Source organism: Paenibacillus sp. FSL P4-0113, assembly GCF_038009305.1.
Lineage (GTDB): Bacteria > Bacillota > Bacilli > Paenibacillales > Paenibacillaceae > Paenibacillus > Paenibacillus polymyxa_D.
On sequence record NZ_JBBPAZ010000001.1, the window covers coordinates 1,412,012 to 1,428,853 of the forward strand.

A 16,842-nucleotide genomic window follows, 5' to 3' on the forward strand; every position below is an offset into this window, starting at 1 on the left:
GCCGTCAGTACATACACTACATTATCAATGGTTGGCGGTGATAATATGTTTGATGCTAAGCAAATGGAATGGTTTAACCAACTATCCGCTGAAGACTTGGCCATTTTAGGTGCCGGCTTCAATACACTAGGTGATTTTTTTGATTTTCTGGCGTTGGTTAAGGCCAAACAGGAAACAGCGAAAGGAAATAAAAAGTAAATATACTAAACGGCAACTATTTCACAACAAATTTCACACGAGTTCCATCCTCATACTCATCCAATTGATGACTAACCCATGATCCTGCCCCACGATTATCCTTAGGGGCTATGTATTTGACATTTGCACCTTTGCCACCTTCTGAACACATAGCCATCGGCCATTCATCACGATCGTATCCCTTACGAGTGGGGACACCTGTAAGCGAATGCTTGCGATTTTGCTCGGCTCCTTCACGGTCAATTGTGCATACTGGTGATTTTCCCGCCTGAATGGCTTCCTTAATATGCTGCGCCGTTTCAGGGTAACGACCTGACGGGAATTGCAGCGTTACCTGAGCCGCCGAGGAAGGCGGGTTCTCTCCTGTTATTTTCGTAAGAAGATTGCCTCCTTCAAACCAGTACGCGCCCGCAGCTAGCAGAACTAAAGCTATAAAACTTAGCAACTTTTTCTTCAATTTCTCTCTTCCCTTCAAGCTATTCCAATAGATGCCTTCAACTAAGGTGATCCCCGGATTTTATTTTTTGTAACCCCTTACTAACTATAAAAAAAGGTTGAATATTGGACGACAAATAGTATAGAGAGGAGGTTGCACGAATGAACGATGAGATCAAACTGGCCGTGAGCCAAATGCAAGCCGTTGTAGTCCGGTTACTGAATGGAAGTACCGTAATTGGCTGGCCTAAGCTCCTATCTGACCAAGAAACTCAGCAATTCAAGCTCTATGATGACGAACACGTATATACGATTTCTGTTAATGACGTGGATACAGTCGCAAGAGTTATTGTATAAGATACAGGAAGCGACTTAATGAGACATCCAGCGGACAAGCCCAAACAAGGCACACCACAGAAGAAGACTAATCAGAATCCCCCAAAATAAACCTTTAAAAAGCTTCATACCATACTGACAACCTTTCCGACTGGGCTTTTCCCCATTATAACATGTCAGAAAGACAGCTGTCGCAGCTTGCTCTTGCATCATCTTCGTATCATATATTTTAAATTTTAAAATCACAATACAAAGGAAAATAATGAAATTTCCGAAAATTATGCCTGATCACCATTGAAAATGCAATCATGACATAATAAAAGTCACATTTTAATCAAAATTTAATGAAAGTTTTCCGAAAATGATGTATAATTATTGACATAACAAAACGTACGAGGTGATCATCATGGCATTATTAAACAGAGTTCATGAATTAAAATTGCAACTGCCTAACGAGCATCATAGCATTTCCCAATACGTGGAGCATGCATTGCATTCGATTGACAGTTTTGTGGAGCAACATCGTCAATTTATAGCCGCTCAGGCTCTATATGGTGAAAAGATCAATGGTACGGAAGAAAGACTGTTCCGAGACACAATTTCTGAGATTAAAGCCCAACTGGTAGCTACTTTGGAAAAGACAGTTGAAGACTTCGCACACAAAGGCGATAAACATTGGAAAAATCATTATCAGGACGGCGTAGAATAAGCTGAAAATAACCCCCGGTCTTTGGACCGGGGGTTATTTTTTATAAGTGGATGTGGCAATGTACGTAGCTATTTTAACACTTTGGCAGATGTCGTTACCTTCTTACCGCCATAGACTACTTTAATACTGGAGCTTCCGCTTTCCAAGGCCTTCACCTGACCAGCTGTAACCTGTACGATCGACGGTTTGGAGGATGTCCATACCGCTGAGCTTGTCACATTGGTAGTAGCACCTGAATCATAAACTGCATTCACACTAAGCACTTGAGAGGAGCCTTTAGGCAGCTTCAGGTTTTTATTGCTCAATACCAGTTTGAGCAGCTTAGGTGTGACCTTGATCTCGATGTTAAACGACTTATCCTGATATGTGCCCGTAATCGTTGCGTTTCCAATTCCAACGGCTTTAATGGAAGAGCCTTTTACGATCGCTACGGAAGCATTCGATGTTGTCCATTTCACTTTACTGCTCAGGGTAACTTTTTTACCATCCGTATATATGCCGATGACTTTGATGGACTTACTTCCTTTCAAATTCATTTCGGCATTCGAAAAGCTTGGTGTCAATGTAGAAATGGCTCCTTCCACAATGACAGGTACTTTCACATATTTATTCATATACATAGCCTTAATTCCAGAGTTACCGCCATTCACCGCTTTTACTTTACCATTTGCTACTGTAACTGCGGCTGTTGTACCTACCCAGCTTACCTGATTGGTAATATCCAGGATTCCACCACCAGCCATGTGGGCTTTTACTGTCGGAATACTTGCTTCTTGGCCTGCAACCAGTACATATTTTTTCTCAGAAGCCGTCAGCTTGAGCACTTTATATTGCACAGTCACTGGAATATCCAGTTTGAGCGCACCTACCGTTGCTGTCAATGTTGCACTGCCTGGGTTCACTGCAACCAGCTTACCATTTGCTATTTTAACTGCACTTTCACTGCTTAAGCTCCATTTTACATCGGATTGAACTGCTTTTTTTGTTCCATTGACCAAATAAGCAGATATACTCGGAAGAGAAGTTTTGCCTCCTGTTTCGAGAGTCAGACTGGCTTTGCTTGAAACCAGTTTTTCAACCGTCGGAAGTACATTAATCTTTAGAGTCTTGCTCAAACCGTGATAGGACGCTGTAATCGTCGAATTGCCTGCATCCATCGGTGTGATTTTACCTTGCTCGACTGTGGCAACCAGCGGATTGGAGGAAGTCCATTCTGCCGTGTTGGTCACATCTGTTTTGCTGCCAGTCAGGTTGACATCAGTTGCACTAACCTGAATTGGGGAGCTACCCAGAAAGACCGATTTGGACCCAGTTGCACTCAATACTAACGCCTGAGAAGAAGAACGCACATACACAATCGTTTGTGCTTTAAGTTCATCTTTGCTTGCTTTAATGTAAGTCACGCCTTTGGCAAGTGGACGAACAAGACCATCTTCAACGGTAGCAACAGCCGCATTCGAAGAAGTCCATTCGACACCGGATACATTTTCCGTCCCACCTCCAGTAAGTACACCTTGAGCAGTCAATTGCTTCGATTCCCCGCCAATCGTCAAATTAATGGGACTAGACGGATTTAATTGCAGCTTGCTGTAAGGCGATTTTACTGTAATCGTTGTACTTACCGTTTGCTGCTCATATGTAGCAACAATCTTAATCTGCCCTTTTGACACAGGAGTAATGAGTCCCTTATCTACCTTTAAAATGCTTGAATCCCCAGAGATCCATTCTGCCTTTTGTGTAACATCTTCCTTGCCCTTTTCTGTCAATGACCACACTTTTAATTGAGCGGGGCTTCCACCCAGATTCAATGTAGTCGGATTTTGACTATCCCACTCTACCGTGGAGGTCTTGCTCTCCTCAGCCCGGATCAAACCTGCTGGCCATGCTGCAAATACAAACATCAGCAACGCAAGTAAGAAGGTACTCCGTTTGCTCATACGTTTCATACGTTCCATTCGTTTCGCTCCCTTTGTTTCATTCTATAAAACAGGGTATTATTAACAATCCCATTATCTTTTATCGGTAAGCAGTTAACTAAATTGAACCCTTCATCAAAAAAAGGTGAATTATTACAGTTAAAGTTCTCCACGCAGTGACCTTACCACAAACAAATGCTCTTCCTTAGATAAGGTTTGTCCATCTTCAAGAATTACATCGTGTGCCGAGTGACTAACCAGCTTTACATTATAAGCAATCAGCTGATCCTCTCTCCAAATCGTCACCGCCGACTGAAAATGAATGGCATTATCAAACTGTAACGGAACGCTCATTACATAACCAGTAGCGTTCAGCTTCGCCGGATGGCGGCTTCTACGCTCACGCCCCGGAGGAAACATGGTAATATGCGTAATATTTTCAAAAGGAATAGCCAGCATTTTCGGGCCTAAAATAACACACTTTCGTATTTCATCCCATTTTTCAAGCGTGCCGCGCACCTTCTGGGTATGATCATTGTTGCCGTGATATAAAATGACCTGACGTCCCTTCCATTGACGCATGTCCTCACCTCCAGTGCTAGCGGCTATGAATATCCCACCGAATCGGTTCCATTCCATGCTCCTGCAAAAATGCATTGGTACGCGAAAAAGGTTTGCTGCCAAAAAAACCTCTGTGAGCCGCCAATGGACTCGGATGAACGGATTTCAGCACCAAATGCTTGCTGGTATTCACGAAGCTTGCTTTTTTCTGAGCATGGCTCCCCCACAAAATAAACACTGCTGGCTGCTCGCGCTCATTAATCGCTTCAATGACAGCATCCGTGAAACGTTCCCAACCTATTCCCTGGTGAGATTGCGGTTGTCCTTCACGAACGGTTAACACGTTGTTCAGCAGCAGCACACCTTGCTCAGCCCAAGGAACGAGGTATCCCTGATTCGGAATGGGAGTACCGATATCATCGCGAAGCTCCTTGTATATATTTAATAGAGACGGTGGCGTTCGCACACCAGGTCTAACAGAAAAGCTTAAACCGTGAGCTTGTCCTTCTCCATGATATGGATCCTGCCCCAATATAACCGCTTTGGTCAGATGAAATGGCGTTAATTTGAGTGCGGAAAACAAGTCTTCTTTTGGAGGATATACCTTATGTAACTTGTACTCTCGGGCTAACGTATACCTTAAATCATTAAAGTATGGCTTTTCGACCTCTTCTCGTAGTACATCATCCCAGTCATTCCCAAACATACTCCTGTCTCCTCTCAATATGTAAATCTGTGAAAACGGTAAGCTTTTTGATCCAAAAAAATAAGCTGAACTCCTCATCCGGAGCCAGCTTATTTATTCGTTACCTGTGTTATATGCCGAAGGACCAGGAAAATATCCTTACGGTAATCAGCTACCGCAGGTCTAAATTCGATTTCCTTATTATAACATTAACGATAATGATGTCAAGTAACTGAAAGCTTAATTCCCTCAGAAGAAAAGCTCTTTATTGCTGTATTTATTACGATTTTGTATGAGTATTCAGGTATTCCAATGCATTATATAACATAACAGCAGCTTCGGCACGTGTAATCTCGCTTTTTGGATAAAACTTTTCATTTGCATCCAAGGTATTGACCTTGTAGACTAGCGAGCGTTGAATGCTACCTTGGTAAGAAGGCTCCAGTTCGCTGTCATCCGCAATATTCGCAGGTGCGATTTTAATCATCGGAAGAGCGCCTGCTTTTTCCATGCCCTGAATCAGCATATGTGTGAACTGTTCCTTAGTCAGAGCTTTGGCAGGATCAATATCCTTTGGAATAACCACACCATTATAGTGCGCGTTGATAAAAGCTTCGGCGTACCATGCATTATCCTTCACATGGGTAAACAGTCTACTGACCTGTGGCTCCTTGTTCAAATCAATGGTGGACAAACTGAGCTGGAGTCCGCCGGAGATCAACTGAATGCCTTGAGCAGCGGTCACTTTAGATGACGGGAGAAACTGCGTATCAGAGATACCTTTGAGCAGACCCTGATCTTTAAGGGATATAATTTTTTCTTTACCACTTACGTTATCCAAATCTTTGAATTGACGGTCTGCCGCAGACATTTGACCTCCAACGGAGAAGGACAAAATGGCTACAGTTGTAATGGCTGCAAATGCACTTTTTCTCATACTCATGTTAAGTTCCACCTTGTAGTTGAATTGGGCCGCTTGGCCATTAACAACTTCATTGACGTAGTATAAGATGGAAAGGTTGCAGGCGACGCTGTTAACTCTTATGCTACATGTCTTCCTTTTTAATATAATACCTTCTCCAGACAGCGTGCCAACTCATCATCGGAAAGGGGCTTGCGATGCGTATTCTCTAGATAGATATATTTCTCTGTTTCTGGCATTAAATATTGTTTGGACCACAGGAACATATCCGGACTGTCTCCCTGAAGACGAAGAAATCTCCGCACAGTGTCCGCATGTGAAATAGTATTATCCAGATTGGTTAACCAATCTGCCCGGTAGAAATGCTCCCATCTTCCAGTTCCTGCGAGCGATAAAGCTTCTTTACCCATCCGGTAGCTCCAAACGGCATGAGAAGCTTGTATAAATGCTCGTGGATAATCTTTTTCAAGGAACAGCCCATAAGCGCTACATAACCTTGCCAGTCCACGTGAACCACTTAGATGCAGTTCAATCTGCACAAGCAGTTGATTATACAGCCTACGACATTCATCTTCAGACAACTGCTTCATGATTCGTAGACACCGCTCTCGCAGTTCAACCCAGTCGGGAATTGCCGACTCGGCTTTTTCCTTGAACCAGCGAACCTGTTCAGGAAAAGGCCTTTCTCCAGTAGCCCAGTACAGCCGTTCATCACTGCTTTCTTTGCCTTGTAGCCAATACCCCATAATCTGCCGAGTCGGATGGTGATAGAATTCCTCCCCTGCCCGATCATCCTTATGCGGGCCATAAACGATAGTACAACGGGAATAATCCCGGTATAATTGGGAAATCTCTTGAAGCTGACTACTGTACAAGCGCCCAATAAAATCAGTAAGTTGGTCTGCGGCATCTACGTTACCATTCGTCCATAAATTTGCTACTAAATCCAGCGTATATACATGCGGCAAAATATTACCTGAATTGACCAGCAGGTACTCGTCCGCCCCTGTAGTAAACGCTGCTGTTAATTCGTCTACAATCAAGCTGGCTGAGGAGGGAAATTGGGTAAGATGGTTCGACGCTTGCAAGTCGTGGAAGGTCACATGGTAATACACTCCATTCTTGCCCCCATCCTGCGTCTCAGGCAATGCTGGTACACGATAATTAAGATTCCCATGACGCCGGGATACCATTTTACCGTAACCATTATCCGCCCATATTTTGATCACCTCTTCGGGTACTTCAATATGCCCCTGCTTGTATAACTCGGCAATCTCACCATACATCGCCATACAGCACACGGGCTGCTCCACAAATTCACAGATCATATTGTACTGCTTGCGAACCACATACGAGATTAATTGTCCGCGTTTGTCCGGCGTATTAAAGGAAGGATCATCTTCCCAAAAAGGCTTGTCACCCTGCCCGCGAAAAGACAACACCCAAACAATTTTCTCTCCCTTTTGCCGTTCAATCGCTTCCTGCCACAGCTGTTCAAACAACTCGGGATGCTCTCTGTAGCTAGCTTGTTTACCCGGAAACGCGCGCAAAAACATCTCCGCCCCCAACGGCTCAGCATGATGATGTGTGATCCATAAGCCCATGTCTGCTGCAAGCTTATGATGGATACCTGTGCGTGGTAAATCGGTTCCGGGAATCACCATATTTCCACCGCACCGCAGTAACGCTTCGAAAACGGGCTGCCACACCTGCTCCGTCGGTGGATAATCTTCCTTCCAGCCAATCAAGCATACCTCATCATTGACAAACCATCCTCGATATCGAACCTTGGACGGTATACTGTCAACATTCTCACTCGGTAAAACTATGGTATCCCGCTTAGGTGGGAGAAGCTCCGCCCAGAACCAGAACGGCTCCACACCCAAAGCGAAACGGCTGTAATGAAGCAGTCCATAAATAATTCCTAATTCATCACGGCCAATAATATGGAGTACCGTTCCCTTGCGACCAGCAACAAAACGTAGACAATAGCTCTCTGGCCAGTGCGGACAGCTATCTCCTTCCTGCGCATAACGGATAATGATCGAGGGCTCTATTTCTGTTTGCAATGGCTCGAGGCCAAACACTTGCTTATGATCTCGCGCAATCATGTTCCAAGCGTGGGCAATGGGCACACTTTCATTGGTTTGAAGATTGTATCCGCTTTCAGATGAAATAGTTAGAGGTTCACAGGCTTTCATTTGTTGTCATCTCCTATTTTTTTCAACTATGAGGATTCTTCTTGTCTTTATTTTATAGGTTGTCAACATACATATAAAGCTGTACCAACGTAAATATAGCTTTTTTTCGGTAAATCATTTGAGAGTTGAAGCTTCATTTGAGAAAGAAAAAAGTAAGGAACAGGAGAGAAATAAGAAAGACTTGACTGCTATACTAAAAATGTTCCAAAAAACAGACTGCCCTTAAAGATTCAAGCGCAGCAAAAAGGAGACATGATATGAAATTGAAAAAACGATTTGCCTCTTTGTTCCTGTTGGCATTGATGGCATTTATCCCGGTCCAGGCATATGCTTCTGAGTCCGTTCCAACTACTCCCTCTGGAATTCCGATTTCCGAAATCGAAAACAGAACAGATCAAATTATGAAAAAATATATAGGAACAGCGATTCCTGGTGCTGCGGTTTCCATAGTAAAGGACGGGAAAATTGTTCTTTCAAAAGGTTACGGATACGCAAACATCGAGAAACAAACACCCATGAGTACGGAAACAACCTATATGGAGGCCGGTTCCGTATCGAAATTGTTCACCTGGACGGCAGTAATGCAACTGGTTGAGCAAGGAAAGCTGGATTTGAATACGGACATCCGCACATACTTGCCTGACGGCTTTCTTAAGCCTTCTTTTGATAAGCCTATTACCCTGAAATCACTGATAAGCCACACGGCAGGTTTTGAGGAGCGCCTGGAAAAACTTTTGGTTCATGATCCTGCTGATCTTAGGCCTCTCAAGGAGCATGTCGCACCCGGAAACCAGCCTCAACAGATTTATGAGCCTGGAACAGTGATTGCTTATTCCAACTATGGGACCAACCTGGCCGGTTATATTATAGAACGTGTATCCGGAATGCCTTTTGAAACCTATATTCAGAAACATATATTTGAGCCTCTAGACATGAAACATTCTTACTTTACACAACGGTATGATCTTATTCCAGAGGTTATCGAACATAAAGCAACAGGCTACTCCAAGAAGGATGGAAACTGGGTGGCAAAGCCGAATGTTTTCTTTAATGATGTGCCGGCTGGTGCGTTAAACATTACTTCGGAGGACATGGCTCATTTTATGCTTGCTCATCTGAACATGGACCATTCCTTAAAATATTCGCTGTTCAACAAGAATGAAACCTTGCGAGAAATGCATGAGGCTTCGTATACCCACTATCCCGAGCTTCCGGGGAATGCCCATGGCTTTTGGGAACGGTTCGCGGGAGATTATCGTGTTATCGAGCACGGTGGAAATACAGATTCATTCTCCTCTCTGGTCTCTATCGTGCCGGATCAAAACTTTGGGATCAGTATTCTGACTAATGTGGAAAATGAAATGTCCGGGGCAAGAAGCGAACTCATTGACCTGTTTGTCGGGGGTTCCCACGCTACTCCGCAAGCGGACAACACGTTGAAGCATAGCGCGGATGTGGAGGGAAAATACCGTTCTGCTCGCGCAGTATCATCTGGTATATTGAAGCTTATACCCGTATTATCCAATGCGGAAGAAGTGGTCACAGCCAACGGCAATGGCGGAATCACTCTGAGTATTCCATCCATGAATATTCATGTTGATTATGTAGAAACCAAACCCTATTTTTTTGAACGCGTGACTCCCGGGAGCACTCCTTATGATCACGCGGGCCTAAACATCAGCCGTCTTTTTTTCATAACCAATGCCGATGGTAAAGTGACGCAGTTGTCATATGGAGTGATCGATGACCAATTGCCGATATCCTTCCTGCAAACATCCATCTTCAGTTATATTCTGGTCGGGGGATGCGGTATTTGGTTTGCGCTTGGGTCTATTTTCGGTATTATTGGATGGCTGCGGAAGCTCAAGGACGCAAGAAAGCAGAAGAGTGCTTCGCGGCTTCCCTTGCCTGACAGTGTAACCGTAATCCCCTTGCTGGGTCTGCTTGTGATCGTCAATCTCATTGCTTCAAGCATCCAATTGATAGGCGACCCCTATCAGCCTATGTCCAATTTCAATTTCAATATTATCCTTTTCTGGGTACTTGGGCTCGCCTTTGTACCGGCTGCCTATCTTGCTGTAAGAAAATGTAACGTTTCGGAGGCTACTTTGTTAAGAAAGGTATACACCGCGGCGCTGATTCTTTCGTTTTTAGCTATTTCGTTTTTCTTGTATTCCTATAATTTCTATTTTTTCGCATAGATCTACTTAATTTTATCCTTTTTATAGCATAGATAGCCTCCACGATATATTTCGAGTCGAAACATAGAAAAGGCCGTCAATAGACGGTCTTTTTTGTATTCTCTTCTCTATGAACACTCTTATTCATATTTCATAAACTACTAGTGTAGCAAATATGTCTACAGAAAGAGGGTTAATTCAAATGAAACCAAAGAAAAGTGGAAAAGGCGCAGCCCCTGTCATATCCTCCCGCACTTTCTCAATCTCAGGAAATTCGGGAACTGTTTCCAGAGATTTAGTGTTCCGTGTTACAGCAGAGGATACCTTTGCCACAATTCTTTTAGATGATGTATCGATATCCTTATTAAGAACATAAATTACTTCGTATTGTAGGCATTTAGTCGTAAGCTCTCGCAAGAGCAACTTGATGGCGCGAATTGATACACCGTAAGCTTGCCAAAATAAAAACGCCTCCCCGTATGTTAACAGTGAGGCAGAAGGATTAATTCCTTACTGCTCTTTTTGCCTTCTACTAAATACAAATTCGTTATCCGCCGACCACTAGGTTAGCGGGTAAAAGGATACACTGTATACATTCTTAATGACTCTCAGGTTCTGAATAAGCTTGGACTACTTTTTTATGAGTAGTACCTTAGGTTTAAACTGTTTCGTCCGTTCCCGCTCCTCACTATGAATTAACAGAACATGGTTATGAAGAAAAATTCGTGATAATATCTATGTCATAGTAAGTAGATATGAATTAATCGTTTGGAGGGATAATTTTGACTAAAATTCACCAAAAGTTGACTGAATTAATTGGAAATACTCCTTTGCTAGCACTGTTGAACTACAGCCAAATCCAAAATATTGAGGCAAACGTGGTAGCAAAGTTGGAATATTTCAATCCGGCTGGTAGCGTTAAGGACCGCATTGGATATGCTATGATTAAAGACGCTGAGGAGAAAGGCTTAATCAATAAAGACTCCGTTATTATCGAACCAACAAGTGGCAATACTGGAATCGGACTTGCATTTGCAGCTGCGGCTCTTGGATATAAACTTATAATTACACTTCCTGAAACGTTTAGTATCGAACGTCGCAAGCTTTTGACTGCGTTCGGTGCTGAGCTTGTGTTAACACCGGGATCCGAGGGGATGAAAGGCGCTATCAAGCGTGCTGAACTATTGGCTGCCGAAACACCAAACTCTTTCATACCACAGCAGTTTAGCAATCCTGCCAATCCAGAAATCCACCGCAAAACTACAGCTGTAGAAATCTGGCATGATACGGATGGCGGTGTAGATATTTTTATTGCGGGCGTAGGTACAGGTGGGACTATTTCGGGCGTTGGCCAGGGATTGAAGGAACGAAAACCTTCTGTAAAAGTGATAGCCGTCGAACCGTTCGATTCACCAGTGCTGTCTGGCGGTACTCCAGGTTCACATCAACTACAAGGACTCGGTGCTGGTTTCATTCCAAATAACTTTAATGAAGAATATGTGGATGAGGTTTTCAAAGTTAAAAACGAAGATGCATTTGAAACTGCACGCCTGCTTGCCAAAACAGAAGGGCTGCTTGTTGGTATTTCTTCTGGGGCTGCGGTTTATGCAGCAACACAAATTGCAAAGCTTCCAGAAAACAAAGGCAAGACGATCGTGGTCATATTACCTGATACAGGTGAGCGTTATTTGTCCACTCCGCTTTTCTCAGACGTAGAATAATAACAAAAGAGGCAGGAATCCAGCTGCCTCTTTTGTTAATTTTCCAAGTACACAAGCAAGAGCGCATAGAATTGTTTCATTAACCTGAATTGATTTCTTTCTTCGCTAGCGGTCCATTTTTTTGCACAACAAATGGACCGTTAGCGAAGAAAAAGTTACCTTTGCCCAGCCCGATGTTGTTGTAGCTCATCAGGCTTTTTCTGTAAAAGTGAGCTTCTCCGTAGTAGTTTTGTACCACTCTGTAAGCCTCTTTCTTTAACTTGATGCGGGTGTAACGCATCATCATCAGGAAGTCTTCGATTGCGATATGAGGATTGATCTGCTCAGCTAAAACACTAGCATCAAATGCTCCTAGAAAGACTTCGGCTGAATTGTCGTAGATAAGGCAGCTGAGACATTTCTTGTTTGTTGAATAACATCAGTAGAATATTTACTACCCTTAGATTTTTGCTAGATACTTGCTGAAAATGATATCCTCCAACTTGATCCAACTAAAATCATCCTCGCCACGAAACAGTTTCACTTCCCTGCGAGTAGTATTTATAGACGTGATTACACCTGTGAGTTCTTCGTCATCGAATGGGCTAAAAACCACTAGTGTTATAGGTTGACGTGTGTTGTAGGACTCTATAAGCGCTTGCTCGATCAACTGGACTTCCTGATCGTCAAGTTCCGGCTTGCCTCTCCGCTGACGGTCTTTCATGAGTTTTAAGTATGCTTCCTTGTGTTCTGGTATGATAATCCTGCTGCTTTCCCATAAGCCGTTACCTTCTAATTTTTTCGACATGTATGTAGCCTCCTGATGTATTATGTAGAAATTATATTCCGAACATACGTTCTAGACAAGGCTTTTTGCATACCGAATCCAAAACTTTTGTCCTAGAAAAATATTCCTAGGTCTGATAGACTAGACGAAAATACAAAATCAGGGGGATAAAATGAAAATTTTGGAGCATTAAAATTGGCTAACCACCGCATATTCACCTGGTTAGATCAAGTTTTGAATAATGATTAAGTTTCTTTCCCTCAAATTCATCTCCTATATTGTTCCATACGATTGTATCGACATTATTCCATGCATCTTTCGAATTGTCATACCGCTAGTCTCCATAAAATAAGTTTTAGACGGACTTTGAAATTGGAACAGTGACAACCAGTACGAGAAAATAATGTCCTAGACTGTCGCTGTTCCATTGAACTAACGTATCCCGTTAGCGGAATAACATATACGAAATTCTGATATTTTTGTACATTAGTCTTAATGTTTGATTTTCCTTGAAGTCTTTAAATAGAAATTGTAGTCTGGTGCAATGTGTAGGTTAGTAATATTACGTTGTCTATACCTACTATGTATTTCTAAAAATCTCATATATCTTCTTATTCTCTATATCGAATTTGCGTCTAACCTATTTTACCGATTTCGGCGGTAAACCATCTGTTGGCGGGAGTGATAAAGAAGTCGATAGTAGAGCTTGACCGACCGAATATAAAATACGCCGTCGTTATGCCCCTCGTGCATCTTGTCTATTTTGATGTCGTTTTATTCTGAATGCGGACATATGTGTCTCGATTGCATGAAACGACGGTTAATCACAGCAGAAACCGACATCCGCCCTCAAATAAAGGACGCGATGTCGGCTTTAAACTTAACGGCCAAACTCCTTATTGATTATTTTATTGTGAGCCGGCTCCACTTCCGGAGCTACCGAGTTGATGCACGTTACCAAAATATGCTGCCCGCCTAGAGATCCGAAGGCTCTCGATTCAAATCCGAAAGTACCGCCGGCATGCCCCCAGTATGATTGCCCGTCAGCTGTTTTTATTTCATAAATCCCTAGTCCGACTTTACCTATAGGTGAATCTACTGTCGTGAGCATCTGGTTCATTATCTCTTGATTTAGAAGCTTTCCGCCCAACAGCGAACTGAAGAAGGTGGTCAAATCTTTAGTTGTTGAGACTATATCTCCGGCTGCATTTGCCCATGATTGATTCATTTCTGTTAAATCATACAAATGACCCGATCTATCCATATTATATCCTGTGGCATGCTTACCTGGAATATCGTGACTATTTTCCATTACAAATGTCCCTGTCATACCGAGCGGTTCGATCAACCGTTTCCTGATCTGCTCCGCATACGTCTCTCCTGTTACCTTCTGAATAATTTGAGCGGCTAGTATAGTATTCATGTTCGAATAATTCCAGCCCTTCCCTGGCGCATATACAGGCGGCTTTGCTAGTCCCATGCTGATAAGCTCGTCGGACGAATAGTAACGGAATGGATTTTGAGGCAAGGTAATATCTCGAAAATCAAGATCAGTATAGCTCGCAAGCCCGCTTGTATGGTTCAATAACTGACGAATCGTAATTTTGTTGCCGTCATACCCATTACCCTTTATGACCCCTGGCAGCCATTTTTCGACCGAATCATCCAGGTTCAATTTTTTCTCCTGAGCCAACTGCAATACAACGGTAGCAGTGAATGTCTTCGTGATGCTTCCAATACGGAATGAAAAATCCGGCTCCACCGGGCGTGGTACTTCGAAACTGGCTGTACCCGTAGCGTAGGACCAGCGTTCCCCATCCTGTAGCCCGCCTGCTACGACACTTGGGACTCTTTTGTTGGTAACTACTTGATCCATGACGCGTTTGACTTCTTCCCGATGCTTTCTTTTCTTTTCTTTCTCGTTGAGTTCTTTTTTGGGTTCTTTTGCGAATTCCGACGATAAAATATTGTCGGTATTGGCAGCTTTATTGATAGCTTGATAAGTTGCCGTCTGACCCTCTGCGTGGACAGTTCCATAGGCCACTGTACCCGCCAATATAGCTATTAAAGTAAGTGCAACTCCTTTTCGAATGGTGAATGATTTCATAACGCATCGCTCCTATTATTTTGAATGTTGTTCTGCTTTACCCCCTCACCTTACCTCTGATATTGTTAAATCGAACAGTGATAAAACCGTCTAGCTTTTGATGACATCGTACTTGGACTTGTCACATATACCGCATGACAAACTGTCAACTGTCTTATATGACGTGCTTGCTAAGCTACGTTCTAACCGCTGTTACCCCACCCTCTTTCGCTTGACGGATCGGGAAGTTATATTGCATGATAGGTCTGAATCATTCGGAATTTGATTTGCAAAAAAATATAAGAAGGTGTGCGTAATTCGTGTTCTCGATAATGAAAAAAAGGGTCTGGTATGATTGGATACTTGTGGCCATACGAACGCTTTGGCTGGTCATTATCGCAAGCGCTGGTTTTGTCGATCCGTCATTGACCGTTGTATCGCTTTGGGTTGTACTTTCTCTCGCTTTCGTCGTTTATCTCGTTCCATTAATCATCCTCTATAGGAAAGAAGACTGGTATCTCACAATCGAAGTCACGGTAACGGGCTTTTTTTATCTATATTTAGCCTACGCAGCCCCGGGATTGCTTTGGTCTTTTGTTTTACTCGTGATAACTATCGGCTTGACGAGCAGTCGAAGAACCTATGTGTGGACAGGTATCCTTAGCGGAATCGTATTCCCGGTATTGAACGGTTGGATTGCTGATCGTCTCCCGTATGAGTTTATCGTTAGCTGCAGCCTTGGTTTTGCCATCGGCTTCGCGTTTAATATTTTAATTCAGTCCCACAAGCAAGCCCGAATTATTCAAGAGCAAAAGCTGTTGCTGGAGCAGCATATTAAGCGGATTGAGGAACTTACGCTGATGGAGGAGCGCAGCCGGCTGTCACATGAGCTGAATGACACGATTGGCCATACGCTTACCTCGCTCATCGTCGGCATCCAATCACTGCGATCGTCCGTACCAGATGCGCAAATAGAGAGGATCGATTCGCTTGTCGGAATCGCCCAACACAGTCTGGTTGATATCCGAAAGCATCTGCATCAGCTCTCTCATACTCCGTTGAACCATTCGTTAAGTGAATCGCTGCGGCAATTAACTGAAGATTTTATGAAGTCAACAGGTATAACGGTCAAATTCCGTGTGATCGGCAGTGAGACTCTCGTTATGCAAAAAATAAACATTTGTTTATATCGTTGCCTTCAAGAGTCTCTAACCAACATGGTTCGGTACGGTAAGGCGAGCGTGATATCCGTTCAGTTACATTTCAATAGTCAGCAGCTTCGATTACAGATCGAAGATAACGGCATCGGAATGGAAGAAATCCAATTTGGATTTGGGCTCAATGGAATGAAGGAACGACTTGAACTATTTCACGGCACGGTGTCCGTGCATTCCGAGTCAGGACAAGGAACTTTCGTCATATGTAATATTCCGTTGCAGACAGAGCCTGTACATGATGCGATCCGCCTGCTGATCGTTGATGACCAGGTGATCATTACCGACAGCTTGAAGCAAATTTTGGATCAGCATGCTGATTTTAACGTCGTTGGTACAGCCAGGGACGGGCGCGAAGCATTAGAACATTGTGATCGCTCCCAACCAGATATCGTGCTAATGGATATTCGTATGCAGGGAATGGGCGGGATTGAAGCTTTAGTTGAGATGAAGCAACGATGGCCTGATATGAAGGTTGTATTCATGACAACGTTTAAGGATTCCTTGCAGGCAGCAACTGCATTGGAGCGCGGGGCAGAAGGCTACATGCTGAAGTCGATTCATCCGCGGGAGATGAAGGAAGCCTTGAAACTTATTTATAATGGAGGAACCTGGATCGACCAATCGGTCGCTACGCAAGTTTTCGAAGAGATGAAGCGTCAACGTGAGCAGTTGGAGAAAATCGGTTCAAGTCAGGGAAACTACCCGTACGGGCTTACGAAACGCGAGATGGAGATTCTGGAGCATCTGTCGAGCGGTCTGCGCTACAAATCGATTGCCGCCAAGCTATTTTTATCGGAGGGAACGATCCGCAATTACTGCTCGATTCTCTACTCGAAACTCGGCGTCAACAACCGTGAAGAAGCATTAGAAATGGCGCGAACGAAGAATATCGTGTAGCTGGAGAATTTC

16 protein-coding genes are annotated in these 16,842 nt (G+C 43.4%); 7 read left to right on the forward strand and 9 right to left on the reverse strand.

Annotated features, from left to right (window positions below):
- Positions 1 to 45: 45 nt before the first annotated feature.
- Positions 46 to 198 (forward strand): hypothetical protein, encoded by a 153-nt coding sequence (locus tag MKX46_RS05730; RefSeq protein WP_165150326.1) that lies wholly within the window; start codon positions 46 to 48, stop codon positions 196 to 198.
- 16 nt (positions 199 to 214) lie between these two features.
- Here the strand turns inward: MKX46_RS05730 and MKX46_RS05735 are convergent, their stop codons facing one another.
- Positions 215 to 655 carry a NucA/NucB deoxyribonuclease domain-containing protein gene (locus tag MKX46_RS05735; RefSeq protein WP_209949551.1) on the reverse strand — a complete coding sequence of 147 codons (441 nt, stop codon included), beginning with the start codon at positions 653 to 655 and terminating at the stop codon, positions 215 to 217.
- A gap of 140 nt (positions 656 to 795) precedes the next feature.
- Here MKX46_RS05735 and MKX46_RS05740 point away from each other — a divergent pair, with 140 nt between their 5' ends.
- Together MKX46_RS05740 and MKX46_RS05745 are read left to right on the forward strand one after the other, a co-directional pair.
- Positions 796 to 990 carry a hypothetical protein gene (locus MKX46_RS05740; protein ID WP_029517686.1) on the forward strand — a complete coding sequence of 65 codons (195 nt, stop codon included), beginning with the start codon at positions 796 to 798 and terminating at the stop codon, positions 988 to 990.
- 385 nt (positions 991 to 1,375) lie between these two features.
- The gene (locus tag MKX46_RS05745; RefSeq protein ID WP_013310964.1) at positions 1,376 to 1,678 is read left to right on the forward strand and encodes a hypothetical protein; all 303 of its coding nucleotides are present in this window, start codon (positions 1,376 to 1,378) and stop codon (positions 1,676 to 1,678) included.
- Between the two features lie 68 nt (positions 1,679 to 1,746).
- On the opposite strand, the gene MKX46_RS05750 is transcribed toward MKX46_RS05745, so the two are convergent.
- The 5 genes from MKX46_RS05750 to MKX46_RS05770 form a co-directional block, all read right to left on the reverse strand.
- Positions 1,747 to 3,633: an Ig-like domain-containing protein gene (locus MKX46_RS05750; protein ID WP_341070987.1), complete on the reverse strand. Its 1,887-nt coding sequence runs from the start codon at positions 3,631 to 3,633 to the stop codon at positions 1,747 to 1,749.
- 120 nt (positions 3,634 to 3,753) lie between these two features.
- Positions 3,754 to 4,176 (reverse strand): hypothetical protein, encoded by a 423-nt coding sequence (locus MKX46_RS05755; RefSeq protein WP_318627885.1) that lies wholly within the window; start codon positions 4,174 to 4,176, stop codon positions 3,754 to 3,756.
- A gap of 16 nt (positions 4,177 to 4,192) precedes the next feature.
- Positions 4,193 to 4,861, reverse strand: coding sequence for a uracil-DNA glycosylase (locus MKX46_RS05760; RefSeq protein ID WP_209949548.1), 669 nt, complete (start codon positions 4,859 to 4,861; stop codon positions 4,193 to 4,195).
- Positions 4,862 to 5,120: 259 nt separating this feature from the next.
- On the reverse strand, positions 5,121 to 5,783 hold the full coding sequence (locus MKX46_RS05765; RefSeq protein ID WP_341070988.1) for an S-layer homology domain-containing protein: 663 nt from the start codon (positions 5,781 to 5,783) through the stop codon (positions 5,121 to 5,123).
- 119 nt (positions 5,784 to 5,902) lie between these two features.
- Positions 5,903 to 7,963, reverse strand: a complete 2,061-nt coding sequence (locus MKX46_RS05770; protein ID WP_341070989.1) for a glycosyl hydrolase 115 family protein — start codon at positions 7,961 to 7,963, stop codon at positions 5,903 to 5,905.
- A gap of 257 nt (positions 7,964 to 8,220) precedes the next feature.
- On the opposite strand from MKX46_RS05770, the gene MKX46_RS05775 reads away from it, so the two are divergent.
- The 3 genes from MKX46_RS05775 to cysK all read left to right on the forward strand — a co-directional run bounded on the left by MKX46_RS05775 (position 8,221) and on the right by cysK (position 11,864).
- Positions 8,221 to 10,164 (forward strand): serine hydrolase domain-containing protein, encoded by a 1,944-nt coding sequence (locus tag MKX46_RS05775; RefSeq protein ID WP_341070990.1) that lies wholly within the window; start codon positions 8,221 to 8,223, stop codon positions 10,162 to 10,164.
- Between the two features lie 181 nt (positions 10,165 to 10,345).
- Positions 10,346 to 10,519, forward strand: coding sequence for a hypothetical protein (locus MKX46_RS05780; RefSeq protein WP_341070992.1), 174 nt, complete (start codon positions 10,346 to 10,348; stop codon positions 10,517 to 10,519).
- 406 nt (positions 10,520 to 10,925) lie between these two features.
- Positions 10,926 to 11,864 (forward strand): cysteine synthase A, encoded by a 939-nt coding sequence (gene cysK, locus MKX46_RS05785; protein WP_029517693.1) that lies wholly within the window; start codon positions 10,926 to 10,928, stop codon positions 11,862 to 11,864.
- 79 nt (positions 11,865 to 11,943) lie between these two features.
- On the opposite strand, the gene MKX46_RS05790 is transcribed toward cysK, so the two are convergent.
- From MKX46_RS05790 to MKX46_RS05800, 3 genes are all read right to left on the reverse strand, one after another.
- The gene (locus MKX46_RS05790) at positions 11,944 to 12,102 is read right to left on the reverse strand and encodes a hypothetical protein (RefSeq protein ID WP_241113305.1); all 159 of its coding nucleotides are present in this window, start codon (positions 12,100 to 12,102) and stop codon (positions 11,944 to 11,946) included.
- Positions 12,103 to 12,303: 201 nt separating this feature from the next.
- Positions 12,304 to 12,651, reverse strand: coding sequence for a YolD-like family protein (locus MKX46_RS05795; RefSeq protein WP_029517694.1), 348 nt, complete (start codon positions 12,649 to 12,651; stop codon positions 12,304 to 12,306).
- Positions 12,652 to 13,510: 859 nt separating this feature from the next.
- Positions 13,511 to 14,737: a serine hydrolase domain-containing protein gene (locus tag MKX46_RS05800; protein ID WP_341070993.1), complete on the reverse strand. Its 1,227-nt coding sequence runs from the start codon at positions 14,735 to 14,737 to the stop codon at positions 13,511 to 13,513.
- Positions 14,738 to 15,036: 299 nt separating this feature from the next.
- On the opposite strand from MKX46_RS05800, the gene MKX46_RS05805 reads away from it, so the two are divergent.
- Entirely contained in the window at positions 15,037 to 16,830 is a 1,794-nt protein-coding gene (locus MKX46_RS05805; RefSeq protein WP_341070994.1) for a hybrid sensor histidine kinase/response regulator transcription factor, read from the forward strand.
- Positions 16,831 to 16,842 lie beyond the last annotated feature (12 nt).